The organism is Streptococcus sp. SR1 (assembly GCF_000526075.1).
Classification (GTDB): Bacteria; Bacillota; Bacilli; order Lactobacillales; family Streptococcaceae; genus Streptococcus; species Streptococcus halitosis.
The window spans coordinates 1-20,028 of sequence record NZ_JATR01000005.1 but is presented as its reverse complement, the minus strand read 5'-3'; the positions used below and the strand labels follow the sequence as shown (position 1 = coordinate 20,028).

Below are 20,028 nucleotides of genomic sequence, written 5' to 3'. Positions count from 1 at the left end.
ATAAAATAGTCCGTACGGGATTCGAACCCGTGTTACCGCCGTGAAAAGGCGGTGTCTTAACCCCTTGACCAACGGACCATCTATCTGTAGCAGATATAACCATTATATCAATTTCTTACTGATTGTCAATCACTTTTTAGATTTTTTCTCTAGAATATCTTTTAGTTTACGAACTTTCAAACGGGTAATGGGACAACGATGATCTTCATAAAAAACAACTTCTAAATTCTTTCGATCAATTTCTCTCACATTTCCCACATTGACAAGGAAAGATTTATGGGAGCAATAAAATCGTTGAGTATGTTTGTCCTTTTCCTGAATATCTGTCATAGTTCCATAAAACTCTTTAGCAAAATTCTTACCAATAATACGCAATTTATGAGAAACACCTGTTGTTTCGATATACAGAATATCATGGTAAGGAATTTTCAAATCATTTCCCTTATAGTTGTAATCAAAATAGTCTACAACATCTTCGTTTTCAAGCAGCATGCTTTTGGTATAGAAGATACTCTGCTCGATACGTTTTTTGAACAATTCATCATTGATGTCCTTATCTACAAAATCTAAAGCTGATACCTGATACTTATAAGTTAAAGTAGCAAATTCAGATCGACTAGTAATAAAGACAATAATAGCATAAGGATTGTGATGACGGATAAATTGAGCCACTTCAAAGCCTTTTTTCTCGATTCCATGAATATCGATATCTAGGAAATAAAGCTGGTTTACTTCATCATTTTCGATATATTCCTTAAACTCACGAACTTTTCCTGTTGTCTTATATGAGATAGGAATATTCGATTCCTCAGAGATTTCATTCAATATTCTCTCTAGTCTCACTTGATGCTCAATAACATCTTCTAAAATTAATACTTTCATTCAAATTCTCTCTTAAATCTAATAATTTGTCTAAATGTGTTGTCTTCCATTTCTGTTTCTAAAATAATGTTGTCATACTTATCTAAGATCTCTTTGACATTATTTAGTCCTAGACCTCTATTTCTTCCCTTGGTAGAGAAACCTAGGGCAAATAAGTCTTCTGAAGGCGTCATAGTGATTTTACATGAATTCTGGATAACTATAACTGTTTCAAAATCCATTTTAATGACTGCAACTTCCATTTGTTTCAAGTAACTATCTGCGGCACCTTCAACAGCATTATTTAATAGAATGCTCATGATGCGAACAAGATCAAGTAAATCCATTGACAATCTAGTAATGACATCTTTTACTTCCAATGTAAACTCTACATCATTATTTCGTGCATATACAATCGATTGAGCAATTAAACTTCGTAAAGCCGAATCTTCTATGTTGTTTAAATCAAAGTAAGTATATTTGTCTGACCTCAATTTCTGATTTGCTTTTACTAAGACCTCGTTGTAAATCCTGTCAATTTCGTGTAAATCTCCGCTGTCAATCGCTATTTGCATGCTGACAAGCATACCTGCATAGTCATGACGAAAACCTCGAATCTCATTATACAAACCTACAATCTCATCTGTATAAGTTTGCAAATACTTTTGTTCAAATTTCTTCTGCTTTAGGGCAATCTCTTTTTCAATTTGAACCTTATAAGAATTCATTGCAAAGAAAACTAATAGCAGACAGATAAAAACAATGGTTGATAAAATACTTCCAAAACTATTTAAGTGATGAATCGTACTTACTATATCTGAAACAAACAATAAGATATGCAATCCAAAAAAAGCAACTATCACTTTTTTTAAAAAAGGGTAGAGGTAATCTTTGTCAAAATATGTTATTTCCAAGTGGAAATAACGACTTATTTTTATAATAATAAAATAAGTCAACAATAATACTACTAAAAAGAATATACTTTTATATTGTAATACAAGAACATCACCCATTATAGAAGATAATGTTACGGATATAAAAGTATGGGTACTATGATATAATAAGGATAGTAGTAAACTAATAAAAATTCCTTTATATTTTTCATACTTCTTTAACTTTCTTAAATAAAGGTACACAACCAAAGGAAATAAAAATTTAGACAAAGCAAAACTATTAGAATATACTAGAGTAATAATTTCTTCGAGTATCAAAACTGATATGCATGTGTAACACAAAAAAATAATTTGTTCTTTTCTATTTACTTTACAAATCCACTCATAACTTTTGCTAATGATGAGAAAATAAAAAATAGCTATCCCTAATCCAAATAAATCCATTACTCACTACCTTTATTTCATTACTTTTTTCTTGGAAAAATAAGATTACGAATCGATTCTGAAATTCTCCAGTCTCCTCCTCGAATTTCTTGCAATTCTGCCTCTGTTACCTCTTTAAATTGTTCCAATTTTACTGTATTTTTCATAATGAAATCTCCTGTATTATTTTTTTTCTTGTAAGTTAACTTACAAACCTATTATACAAAATGAAGACCATATAAGAAAAAATTTTTCCCAACTGTACATTTTTGCACCTGAAACGCACTTTTTTAAGAAAAAAGCTGGGATGAATCCCAGCTTCGCATCTAACATTGATCCCAGCAGGATTCGAACCTGCGACCGTTCGCTTAGAAGGCGAATGCTCTATCCAGCTGAGCTATGAGACCTAACATGACCATTCTATCAAAAAACAAGAGGTAAGTCAATCTTCTATTTGTGGTAAGGAGAACCCTGCTGAATCGTAAAAGCACGGTAAATTTGTTCAACTAAAACCAATCTCATTAACTGATGTGGTAATGTCAGACGTCCAAAACTGACAGAAAGATTGGCCCTATTTTTTACAACAGGAGCTAGACCTAAACTTCCTCCAATGATAAAAGTAAGAGTTGAATAGCCTTTGATAGAAGCCTGCTCTAGTTGCTTACTAAATTCCTCTGAGGAGAGTGTTTTTCCTTCAATGGCTAGTACAACGACAAAGTCTCTTTCTCCAACTTTAGAAAGAATTCTTGCGCCTTCTGTTTCCAAAATTTTTTGATTTTCTAATTCACTGGCTTTGTCAGGTGTCTTCTCATCAGCGAGCTCAATCATTTCTAATTTAGCGAAACGTGAAATTCGTTTGGTATATTCAGCAATGCCATCTTTTAAGTATTTCTCTTTCAGTTTTCCTACTGTTACAACTTTTATTTTCATTCTTCTATTCTATCATATCCACACTTTATTTCACATCTTATACACATGAAAATCATCCAAAAATACTATTAAATTCACAGAATAATGTGAGTTATCCACAACTTGTGTAAAACTTTTAAGCTTAGATTAAGTTAATAGGTTTATAATCTTGACAAACAATAGCAAACGGAGGCGTTTATGAAACACTTACAAAAATTTTACAAAAAAGGAGTTACTTTTCTTGTAATTATTCTAATAGGATTTTTGAGTGGGGCACTAGGAAGTTTTGTAACATTGCAACTTTATCAAAAACAAGGAAATCAAGCTACAAATAATAATTCTGGCACTGTAACTCAAACATCATACAAGAATGAAAACTCAACTACTCAAGCAGTGAATAAAATTAAGGATGCTGTTGTATCAGTCATTACTTACTCTGCTAATAAACAAAGTAGTGTATTTGGAACCGAAGAATCAAATTCTGATACGGATAATCAACAGATTGCAAGTGAAGGATCAGGTGTCATCTATAAAAAGAACGAAAATGATGCTTATATTGTAACAAATACTCACGTTATTAACGGAGCTTCAAAAGTCGATATCCGTTTAGCTGATGGTACAAAAGTCCCTGGTGAAATTATTGGATCGGATACCTTCTCTGATATTGCTGTCGTAAAAATTTCTTCAGAAAAAGTTACAACAGTGGCAGAATTTGGTGATTCAAGCCAACTTAACGTTGGAGAAACAGCGATTGCTATCGGTAGTCCTTTAGGTTCAGAATATGCTAATACAGTTACACAGGGAATCATCTCAAGTCTTAATCGAAATGTTTCTCTAAAATCTGAAGATGGTCAAGCTATTTCAACAAAAGCCATTCAAACAGATACGGCCATTAACCCTGGTAACTCTGGTGGTCCTCTTGTAAATATTCAAGGACAAGTAATTGGTATTACATCAAGTAAGATTGCAAGTAATGGTGGAACATCTGTAGAAGGTCTTGGTTTTGCAATTCCTTCAAACGATGTACAAAATATCATTAAACAGCTTGAAAGTGATGGTAAAGTGACTCGTCCTGCTCTTGGAATCCAAATGGTCAATCTGTCCAACGTTGGAGCTAATGATCTTAGAAAACTAAACATTCCAAGTGGCCTCACCTCAGGTGTAGTTGTTCGATCTGTTCAAAGTAACATGCCTGCAAATGGACATCTTCAAAAATACGATGTCATTACTAAAGTTGATGACAAAGAGATTACTTCATCAACAGACTTACAACATGCTCTTTACAACCATGCTATTGGAGACACTATAAAAATAACCTACTACCGTAATGGTAAAGAGGAAACAACCTCTATAAAACTAGATAAGAATTCTGGTGATTTGGAACGTTAATTGACATCAGTGTAAAGAAAACTTTACAGAAAGTAAAAGATATGTTAGTGTAGAATCATGGAAAAATTTGAAATGATTTCTATCTCTGAAATACAAAAAAATCCTTACCAACCTCGGAAAGAATTTGATGTAGAAAAATTAAAGGAATTGGCTCAGTCAATCAAAGAAAATGGGCTCATCCAACCAATCATCGTTCGTCAATCTCCTGTAATTGGTTATGAAATCCTTGCAGGAGAGAGACGATATCGAGCTTCTCTCTTGGCTGGTCTGACCTCTATCCCAGCCGTTGTAAGGCACCTCTCAGATCAGGAAATGATGATCCAGTCTATCATTGAGAATTTACAGAGAGAAAATTTAAATCCTGTTGAAGAAGCACGCGCCTATGAATCTCTAGTAGAAAAAGGATTTACTCACACTGAGATAGCGGATAAAATGGGGAAATCTCGTCCTTATATCACTAATTTTATTCGTTTACTTTCCCTACCAGAATATATCTTAACTGAAGTAGAAAATGGAAAAATTTCTCAAGCGCATGCACGTTCCCTAGTTGGTTTGGACAAAGAGCAGCAAGACCATTTCTTTCAACTAATTAAAAATGAAGACATCTCTGTGAGAAAGTTGGAAGCACTACTGACAGAAAAAAAACACAAAAAGCAAAAAAAAAGTGATTCTTTCATCAAAGATGAAGAAGATAAATTAAAAAAACTACTAGGTTTAAGTGTAGAAATTAAACTTTCTAAAAAAGATACTGGAAAGATTGTCATCTCTTTTTCAAGTCAAGAAGAATACGATAGAATTATTAACAGCCTGAAATAAGGCTGTTCTTTTATTTTCTTAACCCACAAATTTATCCACTAATTTTTTTATCAAAAACCCTACTAAATCAAGGAAAAAGCTATTTATCCCCAACCTGTGGATAAATACTACTAACATTGTGGATTCTTTTCCACAATCTGTGGAAAAATCCTACTATCTATGGTAAAATAAGTCTAGCACTAAACTACTAAAATCATAGTAAAGGAGGAAAAATAGTTGAAAGAAAAGCAATTTTGGAATCGTATTTTAGAATTTGCTCAAGAAAGATTGACTCGATCTATGTATGATTTCTATGCTACACCTGCTGAACTCATCAAAGTAGAAGAAAATACAGCTACTATATTTCTACCGAGATCAGAGATGGAAATGGTGTGGGAAAAGCAATTAAAAGATATTATTGTTGCTGCTGGTTTTGAAATTTATGATTCTGAAATCAAACCTCACTATATTTTCACTAAACCTCAGAGTACAGAATCTCCTCAAGTAAATGATACGAATAGTGTCTCTACTTACAATTACACACCTGCACTACCAACGATTCCTTATTCTGAAACAGGATTAAAAGAAAAATATACCTTTGATAACTTTATTCAAGGTGATGGGAATGTTTGGGCGGTGTCTGCTGCGTTAGCTGTATCAGAAGATTTAGCTCTAACCTACAATCCTCTTTTTATCTATGGAGGACCTGGTCTTGGAAAGACTCACTTGCTCAATGCGATTGGAAATGAGATTTTGAAAAATATTCCTGATGCGCGTGTCAAGTACATTCCTGCCGAAAGCTTTATCAATGACTTTCTTGAGCACTTAAGACTTGGGGAAATGGAAAAGTTCAAAAAAACTTACCGTAGTCTTGATCTCTTGTTGATTGATGATATCCAATCTCTCAGCGGTAAAAAAGTCGCAACCCAGGAAGAATTTTTCAATACCTTCAATGCTCTTCATGATAAGCAGAAACAGATTGTCCTAACCAGTGATCGAAGTCCTAAACACCTAGAAGGCCTTGAGGAAAGACTTGTCACGCGCTTTAGCTGGGGATTGACGCAAAATATCACTCCCCCTGACTTTGAGACACGTATCGCCATTCTTCAAAGTAAAACAGAGCACTTGGATTACCATTTCCAAAGTGATACTCTGGAATACTTGGCTGGCCAATTTGATTCAAATGTTCGAGAATTAGAAGGAGCAATCAACGATATCACTTTAATTGCCAGAGTAAAGAAAATTAAGGATATCACTATTGATATTGCTGCGGAAGCTATTAGAGCACGTAAACAAGACGCCCGCCAGATACTTGTTATTCCAATTGAGAAAATCCAAACTGAAGTTGGTAATTTTTATGGAGTGAGTGTTAAAGAAATGAAGGGGACGAGACGAGTTCAAAACATCGTTTTAGCGCGTCAAGTTGCCATGTACCTAGCTAGAGAACTGACAGATAACAGTCTTCCAAAAATCGGAAAAGAATTTGGCGGAAAGGATCACACCACCGTTATTCATGCCCATGCTAAAATTAAATCACTGATTGACGAAGATGATAATTTACGTTTAGAAGTAGAAACAATCAAAAAGAAAATCAAGTAGCTTGTGGATAACTTTTCCTTTCTTATCTTTTTTATCCACATTTTTTTAACAAGCTTAGAAGCTTAAGTTCACTAAATAGCACCCAGTTTTCCACAGAATTCACACACTCTATTATTACTATTAACTTTCTAATACTAAAAATAAATAAAGGAGAATCCATGATTCATTTTTCAATTAATAAAAATTTATTTCTACAAGCCTTAAATACCACAAAACGAGCAATCAGCTCAAAAAATGCTATTCCAATTTTATCAACAATAAAAATTGACGTTACCAATGAAGGAATTACTTTAATTGGATCAAACGGTCAAATTTCTATTGAGAATTTCATTTCTCAAAAGAATGAAGATGCTGGTCTCTTGGTTACTTCTTTGGGTTCGATTCTTCTTGAAGCTTCTTTCTTTATCAATGTTGTATCTAGTCTACCTGATGTGACTCTTGATTTTAAAGAAATTGAACAAAATCAAATTGTTTTAACCAGCGGCAAATCAGAAATTACCCTAAAAGGAAAAGATAGCGAACAGTACCCACGAATCCAAGAAATTTCAGCAAGCACACCTTTAGTTCTTGAAACAAAACTGCTCAAGAAAATTATCAATGAAACAGCTTTTGCTGCAAGTACGCAAGAAAGTCGTCCCATCTTAACAGGTGTTCATTTTGTATTGAGCCAACACAAGGAACTAAAAACAGTTGCAACAGACTCTCATCGCCTTAGCCAGAAAAAATTGACTCTTGAAAAAAATGGAGATGATTTCGATGTGGTGATTCCTAGCCGCTCTCTCCGCGAATTTTCAGCGGTATTTACAGATGATATTGAAACTGTAGAGATTTTCTTTGCAAATAATCAAATCCTCTTTAGAAGCGAAAATATTAGCTTCTACACTCGTCTCCTAGAAGGTAATTATCCTGATACAGATCGCTTGATTCCAACAGACTTTAACACTACAATTACTTTTGATGTGGTTAATTTGCGTCAATCTATGGAGCGTGCACGTCTCTTATCAAGTGCGACTCAAAATGGTACTGTGAAGCTTGAAATTAAAGGTGGAGTTGTTAGCGCCCATGTTCACTCTCCAGAAGTTGGTAAAGTAAACGAAGAAATCGATACGGAGCAGGTGACCGGGGATGATTTGACTATTAGTTTCAACCCAACTTACTTGATTGATTCCCTCAAGGCTTTAAATAGTGAAAAGGTTACTATTAGCTTTATCTCAGCAGTTCGTCCATTTACTCTTGTGCCAGCAGATACTGACGAAGACTTCATGCAGCTTATTACACCAGTTCGTACAAATTAAGTGAAAGAGGTTGAGCCTGGCTCGCCTCTTTTATGATATAATCAAAAAAGAAAAGGAGAGTAGTATGTATCAAGTTGGAAATTTTGTTGAGATGAAAAAACCTCATGCTTGTATAATTAAGTCAACAGGAAAAAAGGCCAATCGTTGGGAAATTACACGCATAGGGGCAGATATCAAAATCAAATGTAGCAATTGTGATCATGTTGTTATGATGAGTCGCTATGATTTTGAACGAAAAATGAATAAGATTGTTGACTAAGAACCCTTAGTTAGAGGGTTAGCAAGTTTTCCCTTTTTGTGTTATAATGTTAGGGATTGAAATGAGAACGGAGAATGAGAAACTATGGCTTTAACAGCAGGTATCGTTGGTTTGCCAAACGTTGGTAAATCAACCCTTTTTAATGCAATTACAAAAGCAGGAGCAGAGGCGGCAAACTACCCATTTGCGACTATCGATCCAAATGTTGGGATGGTGGAAGTTCCAGATGAACGCCTACAAAAACTAACGGAAATGATTACACCTAAAAAGACAGTTCCAACAACCTTTGAATTTACAGATATTGCAGGGATTGTAAAAGGAGCATCAAAAGGAGAAGGTCTAGGAAATAAATTCTTGGCCAATATTCGTGAAGTAGATGCGATTGTTCATGTAGTTCGTGCTTTTGATGATGAAAATGTTATGCGCGAGCAAGGACGTGAAGACGCCTTTGTGGATCCACTTGCAGATATTGATACCATTAACCTAGAGTTGATTCTTGCTGACTTAGAATCAGTCAATAAGCGCTATGCGCGTGTAGAAAAGATGGCACGTACGCAAAAAGATAAAGAATCAGTAGCAGAGTTTAACGTTCTTCAAAAAATCAAACCAGTCCTTGAAGATGGAAAATCAGCTCGTACCATTGAATTCACAGATGAGGAACAAAAGGTTGTTAAAGGTCTCTTCCTTTTGACCACTAAACCTGTTCTTTATGTTGCTAATGTGGATGAGGATGTAGTTTCAGATCCAGATTCTATCGAATATGTGAAGCAAATTCGTGAATTCGCAGCGACAGAAAATGCTGAGGTGGTAGTTATTTCCGCGCGTGCTGAAGAAGAAATTTCTGAGTTAGATGATGAAGATAAACAAGAGTTTCTTGAAGCACTTGGCTTGACAGAATCAGGCGTTGATAAGTTGACTCGTGCAGCTTATCACTTGCTTGGGCTTGGAACTTACTTCACAGTTGGTGAAAAAGAAGTCCGTGCTTGGACCTTTAAGCGAGGGATGAAAGCTCCTCAAGCAGCTGGTATTATCCACTCAGACTTTGAAAAAGGCTTTATTCGTGCAGTAACCATGTCATATGAGGATCTAGTGAAATACGGATCTGAAAAGGCTGTAAAAGAAGCTGGGCGCTTGCGTGAAGAAGGAAAAGAATATATCGTTCAAGATGGCGATATCATGGAATTCCGCTTTAACGTTTAATAACATTTAATAAATAGTGTCAATTAGGTTGGAAAAAAATTCCAACCCTTTTGGCTTTTGAAAGGAAAATAAATGACTAAATTACTTGTTGGATTAGGAAATCCAGGGGATAAATATTTTGAAACCAAGCACAACGTTGGATTTATGTTGATTGACCAATTGGCCAAAAAACAAAATGTCACCTTTACACATGACAAGATATTTCAAGCTGACCTAGCTTCTTTTTTCTTCAATGGAGAAAAAATTTATCTCGTCAAACCAACAACATTTATGAATGAAAGTGGAAAAGCGGTTCATGCTTTATTGACTTACTATGGTTTGGATATTGAAGATTTACTCGTCATTTACGATGATCTTGACATGGAAGTTGGGAAAATTCGTTTAAGAGCAAAGGGTTCAGCAGGTGGTCATAATGGTATCAAGTCTATTATTCAACATATAGGGACTCAGGTCTTTAACCGTGTTAAAATAGGTATTGGAAGACCTAAAAAAGGCATGTCCGTTGTTCATCATGTTTTAAGTAAGTTTGATCAGGATGACTATGTGGGTATTTTACAGTCTATTGACAAGGTTGACGATGCTGTAAACTACTATTTACAAGAGAAAAACTTTGAGAAAACAATGCAGAGGTATAATGGTTAAATGGTAACTTTATTAGATTTATTCTCAGAAAATGACCAGATAAAAAAATGGCATCAAAATCTGATAGATAAGAAAAGACAACTAATACTTGGTTTATCAACGTCTACCAAGGCTATTGCAATTGCAAGCAGTCTAGAAAAAGAAAATAAGGTTGTGTTACTGACCTCGACTTATGGTGAAGCAGAACGAATTATCAGTGATCTTCTTTCTCTCTTAGGAGAGGAACTTGTCTATCCATTTTTGGTTGATGACTCTCCTATGGTAGAGTTTTTGATGTCTTCACAAGAAAAAATCATTTCGCGGGTTGAGGCCTTGCGTTTTTTGAGTGATCCGTCTAAGAAAGGGATTTTAGTTTGTAATATCGCAGCGAGTCGGTTAATTTTACCCTCTCCGACTAGATTTAAAGAAAGTACTATAAAAATTGCAGTTGGCGAAGAATATGACCAACACGAGCTACTTCACCAGTTAAAGGAAATTGGATATCGAAAAGTTACTCAAGTACAGACCCAAGGTGAGTTTAGTATTCGAGGAGATATTTTAGATATTTTTGAGATGTCTCAGTTAGAACCTTTCCGAATTGAGTTTTTTGGTGATGAAGTAGATGGTATTCGTACTTTTGAAGTCGAAACACAATTATCAAAAGAAAATCAGACAGAACTCACTATCTTTCCAGCTAGTGATATACTTTTGAGAGAAAAGGATTATCAACGAGGTCAGTCAGCTTTAGAAAAGCAAATTTCGAAGACTCTATCACCAATTTTGAAATCCTATCTAGAAGAAATTTTGTCAAGTTTTCATCAAAAACAAGTACATTCAGATAGTCGAAAGTTTTTATCTTTATGTTACGATAAAACATGGACTATATTTGATTATATTGAAAAAGATACACCAGTATTCTTTGATGACTATCAAAAATTGATGAATCAGTATGAAGCCTTTGAAAGAGAATTAGCGCAATACTTTACAGAAGATTTACAGAATGGTAAATCATTTTCTGAGATGCAGTATTTTGCAGATACAGAGCAAACCTATAAAAAACAAAGTCCAGTTACCTTTTTCTCTAATCTGCAAAAGGGATTAGGAAATCTCAAGTTTGATCACATTTATCAATTTAATCAATACTCTATGCAGGAGTTTTTCAATCAGTTTTCTTTTCTTAAAGAAGAAATTGAGCGATACAAAAAAATGGATTACACCATTGTTTTGCAGTCTAGCAATTCAATGGGAAGTAAGACGTTGGAGGATGTTTTAGAGGAATATCAGATCAAATTGGATTCCAGAGATAAGTCAAGTATCTGTAAAGAATCTGTAAACTTGATTGAGGGTAATCTAAGACATGGTTTTCATTTTGTAGATGAAAAAATTCTCTTGATTACTGAACATGAGATTTTTCAAAAGAAATTAAAACGTCGGTTTAGAAGACAACATGCTTCAAATGCAGAGCGATTAAAAGATTATAATGAACTTGAAAAAGGGGACTACGTTGTTCACCATATCCATGGAATTGGTCAATATTTAGGAATCGAAACAATTGAAATCCAAGGTATTCACCGTGATTATGTCAGTGTACAGTATCAAAATGGTGACCAAATCTCCATCCCAGTAGAGCAGATTCAGTTACTGTCTAAATATGTTTCAAGTGATGGGAAAGCGCCAAAACTTAATAAATTAAATGATGGTCATTTCAAAAAGGCCAAGCAAAAAGTTAAGAACCAAGTAGAGGATATAGCTGACGATTTAATCAAGCTTTATTCTGAGCGTAGTCAGTTGAAGGGGTTTGCTTTCTCAGCTGATGATGATGAGCAACATGCTTTTGATGATGCTTTCCCTTATGTTGAAACGGATGATCAACTTCGCAGTATTGAGGAAATCAAGAGAGATATGCAGGATTCTCACCCCATGGATCGACTTTTGGTTGGAGATGTTGGTTTTGGGAAGACTGAAGTAGCAATGCGTGCTGCTTTTAAGGCAGTCAATGATCACAAACAGGTGGTCGTTCTAGTTCCAACGACGGTTTTAGCGCAACAGCACTATACGAATTTTAAGGAACGATTCCAAAATTTTGCTGTTAATATTGATGTGTTGAGTCGCTTTAGAAGTAAAAAAGAGCAGGCAGAAACACTTGAAAAACTAAAGAATGGTCAAGTCGATATTTTGATTGGAACGCATCGTGTTTTATCAAAAGATGTTGTGTTTTCAGATTTGGGCTTGATGATTATTGATGAAGAGCAACGATTTGGTGTCAAGCATAAGGAAACATTGAAAGAACTGAAGAAACAAGTGGATGTCCTAACCTTGACAGCTACGCCAATTCCTCGTACACTCCATATGTCTATGTTGGGAATCCGAGATTTGTCTGTTATTGAAACACCTCCGACTAATCGCTATCCAGTACAAACCTATGTATTAGAGAAGAATCCTAGTGTGATTCATGATGCTGTCTTGCGTGAAATGGAGCGCGGTGGTCAAGTTTACTATCTTTACAACAAAGTTGACACTATTGATCGGAAGGTTTCAGAATTACAAGAGTTGATTCCAGAAGCTTCGATTGGTTATGTTCACGGACAAATGAGTGAAATTCAGTTAGAAAACACTCTATTGGACTTTATTGAGGGTCAGTATGATATTTTGGTGACAACTACCATAATTGAAACAGGTGTTGACATTCCAAACGCCAATACCTTATTTATTGAAAATGCAGATCATATGGGCTTGTCAACCTTGTATCAATTAAGAGGAAGAGTTGGTCGGAGCAATCGCATTGCCTATGCCTATCTTATGTATCGTCCAGAAAAATCAATCAGTGAAGTATCTGAGAAGAGATTAGAAGCAATCAAAGGATTTACAGAATTGGGATCTGGATTTAAGATTGCAATGCGAGATCTTTCTATTCGTGGAGCAGGAAACCTCTTAGGAAAATCCCAATCAGGCTTCATTGATTCTGTTGGTTTTGAATTGTATTCTCAGTTACTAGAAGAAGCTATTGCTAAACGCAATGGCAATGAGAACACAAGAACTAAAGGAAATGCTGAGTTGATTTTACAAATCGATGCCTATCTTCCTGATACTTATATTTCTGACCAACGACATAAGATTGAAATTTACAAGAAAATTCGTCAAATTGACGACCGTGTCAACTATGAAGAATTACAGGAAGAATTGATGGATCGTTTCGGGGAGTATCCAGATGTAGTGGCCTATCTTTTAGAGATTGGTTTGGTCAAATCATACTTGGATAAGGTCTTTGTAGAACGTGTGGAAAGAAAAGAGAATAAGATCACAGTTCAATTTGAAAAAATCACTCAGCGACTGTTCTTGGCTCAAGATTATTTTAAAGCCTTATCTGCAACCAACTTAAAAGCAGCTATAGCGGAGAATAGAGGACTAATGGAAGTCGTATTTGATGTTCGAAACAAGAAGGATTATGAAATTTTAGAAGGTCTGCTGATTTTTGGAGAAAGTTTATTAGAGATAAAAGAATCAAAGGAAGCAAATCTCATTTAACATTTTTCTTCTATAAAAAGGATAAAAATGGTACAATAATAATTTGAGGTAATAAAAATGAGATTAGACAAGTATTTAAAAGTATCACGAATTATTAAGCGCCGCACAGTCGCAAAAGAAGTAGCAGATAAAGGTAGAATCAAGGTGAACGGAATCTTGGCCAAAAGTTCAACGGATTTGAAAGTTGATGACCAAGTTGAAATTCGCTTTGGAAATAAGTTGTTGCTTGTTAAAGTACTAGAAATGAAAGATAGTACAAAAAAAGAAGACGCAGCAGGCATGTATGAAATTCTCAGTGAAACACGGGTAGAAGAAAATGTCTAAAAATATTGTACAGATGAATAATTCTTTTATTCAAAATGAACATCAACGTCGTCGTTACCTGATGAAGGAGAGACAAAAACGAAATCGTTTTATGGGTTGGGTCCTTATTTTGATGATCTTGTTGTTTATTTTACCAACTTATAACTTGGCTCAAAGCTATGATCAGTTACTGCAACGCCGTCAGCAATTGACAGAGTTGAAAGAGCAGTACCAAAATCTTAGTGACGAAAAGGATAAGGAATCTGCTTTTGCTGCAAAGTTGAAAGATGAAGACTATGTAGCAAAATATGCACGCGCCAAGTACTATTACTCAAAGAAACGAGAAGCAATTTACACAATTCCTGATTTGCTTCCGAGGTAATGTCATGGAAAATTTATTGGAAGTTGTTGAGGAATTTCTAAGTTTATCAGATGAAAAATTAGAGGAATTGGCAGCTAAAAACCATTTATTACGATTACAAGAAGAAAGGGAAGAGAAGAATGCGTAAGTTCTTAGTAGTTTTATTGCTACCTGCTTTTATCATAACCTCAAGAGTAGTTAGCACAGAAAAACAGCTTCCTTACTCTTCGCAAGAAATTTATTATCTAACCGAGTCTGATTATGGATTCTACTATAAAGAAACTCTGGAATCCCCAATGGTATATGGAGAAACAGCTGTCTATGCTAATGAGGATCTTGTCAAGGAGTCTGGTAAATTGACTCCTGAAACCACCTTTAAAATAGTAGAATGGCGTTTGAATAGACAAGGTGTTCCTGTTTTTAAATTAGATAATCACCAGTTTATCCTTGCAGATAAGCGCTTGGTCTATGATCAAAGTCAAGTTCAAACTCAAAATAGGCAAGTATGGTTGGAGCCAGGGTTTGTTATCTACAACAGCCCCTATGATACGAAAGAAATTTCTTCCTCTTTCTCTCCCTATCAACGCGTAACAGTGGATAGAACCCTTTTTGCTGAGGGACAAGAATTTCTTCATATTGATCAAGTTGGGTGGGTATCAAAAGAGTTCACCTCAGAAGAAGACAATCGCATCCAGAAGGTTCAAGAAGTTTTATCAAGTAACTATCAGAACGAAAATTATTCTATTTATGTTAAACAACTGACTACGGGTAAAGAGGCTGGGGTGAATGAAGACAGTAAACTCTATGCAGCTAGCATCTTGAAACTAGCCTACCTTTATTATGCTCAAGATAAGATAAATCAAGGGGAATATACGCTAGACAGTAGCTTCAAGTATATCCCAGAAGTAAATAGTTTCCCTGGGTCCTATAAACCAGAAGGTAGTGGTAGCTTACCTAAAAAAGAAGATAACAAAGAATACAGTCTTCAACAGTTGATTACCAAGGTAACAAAAGAGTCTGACAATGTTGCTCATAATATTTTAGGTTATTATGTGACCAATCAATCTGACGGGGCTTTCAAAGAAAAAATGTCCACCATTATGGGTGAAGATTGGGATGTGAATGACAAATTGACTTCTTCAAAAATGGCTGGAAAACTTATGGAAGCTATTTATAATCAGAATGGTTTTGTCCTAGAGTCTCTAGGTAAGACCGATTTTGACAACCAACGAATCGCAAAAGGTGTTTCGGTTAAGGTAGCTCATAAAATTGGAGATGCCGACGAGTTTAAACACGACACTGCCATTGTCTATACTGATTCTCCTTTCGTTCTTTCCATTTTCACTAAAAATTCTGATTATGACACCATTGCTAAGATAGCCAAGGATGTCTATGAGGTTCTAAAATGAGGGATCAGGATTTTTTAAATCATTTTCTCCAAAAAGAGTATTTCAAAAAACATTCTAAAGTCTTATTGGCTCTGTCTGGCGGACTGGATTCAATGTTTTTATTCCAGCTATTGTCTACTTACCAAAAAGAGTTGGAAATTGAGTTGATTTTAGCACATGTAAATCATAAGCAGAGAAGTGAGTCTGACTGGGAGGAAAATGAACTAAGGAAGTTAGCTGATGCAGCTGAACTTCCTATTTATATCACAAGTTTTTCAGGAGACTTTTCAGAAGCGCGTGCTCGAGAGTTTCGTTATGATTTTTTTAGGAAAATCATGAAAGAGGTTGGAGCGACTGCCTTGGTTACTGCCCACCATGCAGATGATCAAGTTGAAACGATTTTGATGCGCTTGATTCGAGGAAGTCGGCTACGTCATTTAACAGGAATAAAAGAAAGTCAAGTAGTTGATGGCATTGAAATCATCCGCCCCTTATTGCATTTTCATAAAAAGGATTTTCCACCAATTTTTCATTTCGAAGATCAAACAAATCGTGAGAACAGCTATTTTCGAAATCGGATTCGAAATAGGTATTTACCAGAACTTGAAAAAGAAAATCCTCGTCTTAAATCCGCCCTTTTAGATTTAGGAAGGGAGATTTCAGATTACCAAGCAACAATAACGGAGCTTTCTAAACAAATTGATGTGGAAGATTTGAATGAGCTATTTTCATACTCTCAACAAACTCAAGGAATCTTGCTCCAGAATTATCTTAATCAATTTCCAGACTTAAATCTGACAAAGGCTCAGTTTGCCGAAGTTCGACAGATTTTAGCAACGAAAAGCCAGTATCGTCACTCTCTTAAAAATGGTTACGAACTGATAAAAGAGTATCAGAATTTTCGAGTTTGTAAAATCAGTCCTCAGGCCGATGAAAAGGAAGATGAACTTGTGTTACACTATCAAAATCAAGTTCAATATATGGGTTATTTATTTTCCTTTGGTATCCCTATTGAAGGGGATTTTGTTCAAAAAGTAACGGTTTCACGGGAAACATCTGTACATATTAGATGTCGAAAACCTGGCGATGTTATTATCCTAAATGGTCATCGAAAGAAACTGAGACGTTTATTTATAGATTTGAAACTCCCTATTGAAAAACGAAAAACAACCCCTATTATTGAGCAATTTGGAGAAATTGTCTCAATTTTAGGAATTGCGACCAGTGATTTGAGTAAAAACACGAAAAATGATATAATGAACACTGTAATTTATATAGAAAAAATAGATAGGTAAAAAGATGTTAGAACACGATATTGAAAAAATCCTCGTTTCACATGATGAAATTACAGAAGCAGCTAAAAAGCTAGGTGCACAACTAACAAAAGAATATGAGGGGAAAAATCCAATTCTTATTGGAATTCTAAAAGGATCGATTCCTTTTATGGCTGAATTGGTTAAACATATTGATACGCATATTGAGATGGACTTCATGATGGTATCTAGTTACCATGGTGGAACAGCAAGTAGTGGTGTCATCAATATCAAGCAAGATGTGACTCAAGATATCAAAGGAAGACATGTTTTATTTGTAGAGGATATCATCGATACAGGTCAAACTTTGAAAAATTTGCGAGATATGTTTATTGCAAGAGAAGCAGCTTCTGTTAAAATCGCGACTTTGTTGGACAAACCAGAGGGACGTGTTGTTGAAATTGAAGCGGATTATACCTGCTTTACTATTCCAAATGAGTTTGTAGTAGGTTATGGTCTGGATTATAAGGAAAATTATCGTAACCTTCCTTATGTCGGAGTATTGAAAGAAGAAGTTTATTCAAATTAGAAAGATCTATCTTTAATGAAAAAACAAAATAATGGTTTAGTTAGAAATCCATTTCTCTACTTGTTAATTATCTTCTTCCTAGTGACAGGATTCCAGTATTTTTACTCTGGAAATACTGCTGGACGAAGCGAAAAAATTAACTATACAGAATTGGTAAAAGAAATTACAGCAGACAATGTAAAAGAATTAACCTATCAGCCAAATGGTAGCATCATTGAAGTGTCTGGTGTTTATAAAAATCCTAAGACTAGTAAAGAGGAAACAGGAATTCAATTTTTTACTCCTACAGCTACAACAGTAGAAAGATTCTCAAGTACTATTCTTCCGTCTGATTCAACAGTTTCAGAATTGCAAAAACTTGCTTCTGAACATCAGGCTGAGGTTACAGTCAAACATGAGAGTTCAAGTGGTATGTGGATCAATATCCTTGTGTCTGTTGTGCCATTTGCTATTCTCTTCTTCTTCCTATTCTCTATGATGGGAAATATGGGAGGAAATAATAGTAGAAATCCAATGAGTTTTGGACGTAGCAAGGCTAAAGCTGCTAACAAAGAAGATATCAAGGTACGATTCTCAGATGTTGCAGGTGCTGAGGAAGAAAAACAAGAATTAGTAGAAGTTGTTGAATTCCTAAAAGATCCAAAACGATTTACAAAACTTGGTGCGCGCATTCCCGCGGGTGTTCTTTTGGAGGGACCTCCGGGAACAGGTAAGACCTTACTAGCTAAGGCAGTTGCCGGAGAAGCAGGGGTTCCGTTCTTTAGTATCTCAGGATCTGACTTTGTAGAAATGTTTGTCGGAGTTGGTGCAAGCCGCGTTCGTTCTCTTTTTGAGGATGCAAAAAAAGCAGCGCCAGCCATCATCTTTATCGATGAAATTGATGCTGTTGGTCGCCAACGTGGTGTTGGTCTTGGTGGAGGAAATGATGAACGTGAACAAACCTTGAACCAACTCTTGATTGAGATGGATGGTTTTGAGGGAAATGAAGGAATCATCGTTATCGCTGCAACTAACCGTTCAGATGTTCTTGATCCAGCTCTTCTCCGCCCAGGACGTTTCGATAGAAAAGTCTTAGTTGGCCGTCCTGATGTTAAAGGTCGTGAAGCAATCTTGAAAGTTCACGCTAAAAATAAACCTCTGGCAGACGATGTTGATTTGAAACTGGTTGCCCAACAAACCCCAGGCTTTGTGGGAGCTGACTTAGAAAATGTTCTAAATGAAGCGGCATTAGTTGCTGCTCGTCGCAACAAATCAATCATTGATGCTTCAGATATTGATGAGGCAGAGGACAGAGTGATTGCTGGACCATCTAAGAAAGATAAAACAGTATCACAAAGAGAACGTGAATTGGTTGCTTATCATGAGGCTGGACATACCATTGTTGGTTTAGTCTTGTCAAATGCCCGTGTTGTTCATAAAGTTACAATTGTACCACGTGGACGTGCAGGTGGTTACATGATTGCGCTTCCGAAAGAGGATCAAATGCTTCTATCTAAAGAAGACATGAAAGAGCAATTGGCAGGTTTGATGGGTGGTCGTGTAGCTGAAGAGATTATCTTTAATGTCCAAACGACAGGAGCTTCAAATGACTTTGAACAAGCTACACAGATGGCTCGTGCAATGGTCACTGAATACGGTATGAGTGAAAAACTTGGCCCAGTTCAATACGAAGGTAATCATGCTATGTTTGGTGCACAAAGTCCTCAAAAATCAATTTCAGAGCAAACAGCCTATGAGATTGATGAGGAAGTTCGTTCATTATTAAATGAGGCACGAAACAAAGCTGCTGAAATTATCCAATCAAATCGTGAAACTCATAAGTTGATTGCAGAAGCATTGTTGAAATACGAAACATTAGATAGTACACAGATTAAATCTCTTTACGAAACAGGAAAAATGCCTGAGACAGTAGAAGAGGAATCCCATGCACTATCTTATGATGAAGTAAAATCAAAAATGAGTGAAGAAAAATAAATTTAGAGAGGTTCGACCTCTCTTTTTATGTTCTAATGTGATGGCTACCGAGCGGATGCCCTGATAGTCGACCCTCCTCGTACAGGCTTAGATGATAAGCTGTTGGATACCATCCTGACCTATGTTCCAGAAAAAATGGTCTATGTATCCTGCAATGTTTCGACCTTGGCACGAGATTTAGTTAAACTGGTAAAAGTCTATGATCTCCAGTATATCCAGTCAGTTGATATGTTTCCCCACACTGCACGAACAGAAGCAGTTGTTAAGTTAGTGAAGAAAAGAAAAAATCAACTTCACTGAAAAAAGATCTTGACAAAGTAGGAAAAGTAGGTATAATAGAAAGAGTTGAAAAGCTCAAGGTCCGTTGGTCAAGGGGTTAAGACACCGCCTT

At 35.7% G+C, this 20,028-nt stretch carries 19 protein-coding genes, 2 tRNA genes and 1 pseudogene; 16 read left to right on the top strand and 6 right to left on the bottom strand.

Annotation, left to right across the window (positions count from 1 at the left end):
• Nucleotides 1–6: 6 nt before the first annotated feature.
• The 6 genes from HMPREF1518_RS01775 to rlmH all read right to left on the bottom strand — a co-directional run bounded on the left by HMPREF1518_RS01775 (nucleotide 7) and on the right by rlmH (nucleotide 3,107).
• Nucleotides 7–78: transfer RNA gene (locus HMPREF1518_RS01775), tRNA-Glu, on the bottom strand.
• A gap of 51 nt (nucleotides 79–129) precedes the next feature.
• A complete protein-coding gene (gene comE / locus HMPREF1518_RS01770) occupies nucleotides 130–882 on the bottom strand; it encodes a competence system response regulator transcription factor ComE (RefSeq protein ID WP_000866079.1) in 753 nt (250 codons plus the stop codon).
• Complete coding sequence (gene comD, locus HMPREF1518_RS01765) at nucleotides 879–2,198, bottom strand: competence system sensor histidine kinase ComD (RefSeq protein ID WP_033583719.1); 1,320 nt, start codon at nucleotides 2,196–2,198, stop codon at nucleotides 879–881. The genes comE and comD overlap by 4 nt, the downstream gene beginning before the upstream one ends.
• Nucleotides 2,199–2,218: 20 nt before the next feature.
• Nucleotides 2,219–2,344 (bottom strand): competence-stimulating peptide ComC, encoded by a 126-nt coding sequence (gene comC, locus HMPREF1518_RS01760; RefSeq protein ID WP_033583718.1) that lies wholly within the window; start codon nucleotides 2,342–2,344, stop codon nucleotides 2,219–2,221.
• A 166-nt stretch (nucleotides 2,345–2,510) separates the two neighbouring features.
• Nucleotides 2,511–2,584 (bottom strand) — tRNA-Arg (locus HMPREF1518_RS01755).
• A 43-nt stretch (nucleotides 2,585–2,627) separates the two neighbouring features.
• A complete protein-coding gene (rlmH, locus tag HMPREF1518_RS01750; protein ID WP_033583717.1) occupies nucleotides 2,628–3,107 on the bottom strand; it encodes a 23S rRNA (pseudouridine(1915)-N(3))-methyltransferase RlmH in 480 nt (159 codons plus the stop codon).
• A 177-nt stretch (nucleotides 3,108–3,284) separates the two neighbouring features.
• On the opposite strand from rlmH, the gene HMPREF1518_RS01745 reads away from it, so the two are divergent.
• The 16 genes and pseudogenes from HMPREF1518_RS01745 to HMPREF1518_RS01670 all read left to right on the top strand — a co-directional run.
• The gene (locus HMPREF1518_RS01745; protein WP_000681812.1) at nucleotides 3,285–4,475 is read left to right on the top strand and encodes a S1C family serine protease; all 1,191 of its coding nucleotides are present in this window, start codon (nucleotides 3,285–3,287) and stop codon (nucleotides 4,473–4,475) included.
• A 57-nt stretch (nucleotides 4,476–4,532) separates the two neighbouring features.
• Nucleotides 4,533–5,291: a ParB/RepB/Spo0J family partition protein gene (locus HMPREF1518_RS01740; protein WP_033583716.1), complete on the top strand. Its 759-nt coding sequence runs from the start codon at nucleotides 4,533–4,535 to the stop codon at nucleotides 5,289–5,291.
• Nucleotides 5,292–5,570: 279 nt separating this feature from the next.
• The gene (gene dnaA / locus HMPREF1518_RS01735; protein WP_386704942.1) at nucleotides 5,571–6,869 is read left to right on the top strand and encodes a chromosomal replication initiator protein DnaA; all 1,299 of its coding nucleotides are present in this window, start codon (nucleotides 5,571–5,573) and stop codon (nucleotides 6,867–6,869) included.
• Between the two features lie 158 nt (nucleotides 6,870–7,027).
• Nucleotides 7,028–8,164, top strand: a complete 1,137-nt coding sequence (gene dnaN / locus HMPREF1518_RS01730) for a DNA polymerase III subunit beta (protein WP_033583712.1) — start codon at nucleotides 7,028–7,030, stop codon at nucleotides 8,162–8,164.
• Between the two features lie 64 nt (nucleotides 8,165–8,228).
• Nucleotides 8,229–8,423, top strand: a complete 195-nt coding sequence (locus HMPREF1518_RS01725; protein WP_033583710.1) for a DUF951 domain-containing protein — start codon at nucleotides 8,229–8,231, stop codon at nucleotides 8,421–8,423.
• A gap of 84 nt (nucleotides 8,424–8,507) precedes the next feature.
• Nucleotides 8,508–9,623, top strand: coding sequence for a redox-regulated ATPase YchF (gene ychF, locus HMPREF1518_RS01720; RefSeq protein ID WP_033583708.1), 1,116 nt, complete (start codon nucleotides 8,508–8,510; stop codon nucleotides 9,621–9,623).
• Nucleotides 9,624–9,695: 72 nt separating this feature from the next.
• Nucleotides 9,696–10,265 (top strand): aminoacyl-tRNA hydrolase, encoded by a 570-nt coding sequence (gene pth / locus HMPREF1518_RS01715; RefSeq protein WP_000163921.1) that lies wholly within the window; start codon nucleotides 9,696–9,698, stop codon nucleotides 10,263–10,265.
• Complete coding sequence (mfd, locus tag HMPREF1518_RS01710) at nucleotides 10,266–13,769, top strand: transcription-repair coupling factor (RefSeq protein WP_033583706.1); 3,504 nt, start codon at nucleotides 10,266–10,268, stop codon at nucleotides 13,767–13,769.
• 57 nt (nucleotides 13,770–13,826) lie between these two features.
• Nucleotides 13,827–14,093, top strand: coding sequence for an RNA-binding S4 domain-containing protein (locus HMPREF1518_RS01705; RefSeq protein ID WP_001234975.1), 267 nt, complete (start codon nucleotides 13,827–13,829; stop codon nucleotides 14,091–14,093).
• A complete protein-coding gene (locus HMPREF1518_RS01700) occupies nucleotides 14,086–14,454 on the top strand; it encodes a septum formation initiator family protein (protein ID WP_000041921.1) in 369 nt (122 codons plus the stop codon). Before HMPREF1518_RS01705 ends, HMPREF1518_RS01700 begins: the two co-directional genes overlap by 8 nt.
• 4 nt (nucleotides 14,455–14,458) lie before the next feature.
• Nucleotides 14,459–14,581 carry an SP_0009 family protein gene (locus tag HMPREF1518_RS11020; protein WP_033583703.1) on the top strand — a complete coding sequence of 41 codons (123 nt, stop codon included), beginning with the start codon at nucleotides 14,459–14,461 and terminating at the stop codon, nucleotides 14,579–14,581.
• Nucleotides 14,574–15,842: a serine hydrolase gene (locus tag HMPREF1518_RS01690; RefSeq protein WP_033583701.1), complete on the top strand. Its 1,269-nt coding sequence runs from the start codon at nucleotides 14,574–14,576 to the stop codon at nucleotides 15,840–15,842. Before HMPREF1518_RS11020 ends, HMPREF1518_RS01690 begins: the two co-directional genes overlap by 8 nt.
• A complete protein-coding gene (gene tilS, locus HMPREF1518_RS01685) occupies nucleotides 15,839–17,116 on the top strand; it encodes a tRNA lysidine(34) synthetase TilS (RefSeq protein WP_033583699.1) in 1,278 nt (425 codons plus the stop codon). The genes HMPREF1518_RS01690 and tilS overlap by 4 nt, the downstream gene beginning before the upstream one ends.
• A 4-nt stretch (nucleotides 17,117–17,120) precedes the next feature.
• A complete protein-coding gene (hpt, locus tag HMPREF1518_RS01680; RefSeq protein WP_000889395.1) occupies nucleotides 17,121–17,663 on the top strand; it encodes a hypoxanthine phosphoribosyltransferase in 543 nt (180 codons plus the stop codon).
• A gap of 15 nt (nucleotides 17,664–17,678) precedes the next feature.
• Entirely contained in the window at nucleotides 17,679–19,637 is a 1,959-nt protein-coding gene (gene ftsH, locus HMPREF1518_RS01675) for an ATP-dependent zinc metalloprotease FtsH (RefSeq protein ID WP_033583696.1), read from the top strand.
• Between the two features lie 39 nt (nucleotides 19,638–19,676).
• Nucleotides 19,677–19,937, top strand: a pseudogene (locus tag HMPREF1518_RS01670) (23S rRNA (uracil(1939)-C(5))-methyltransferase RlmD); the annotation flags it as partial.
• Nucleotides 19,938–20,028: the final 91 nt, after the last annotated feature.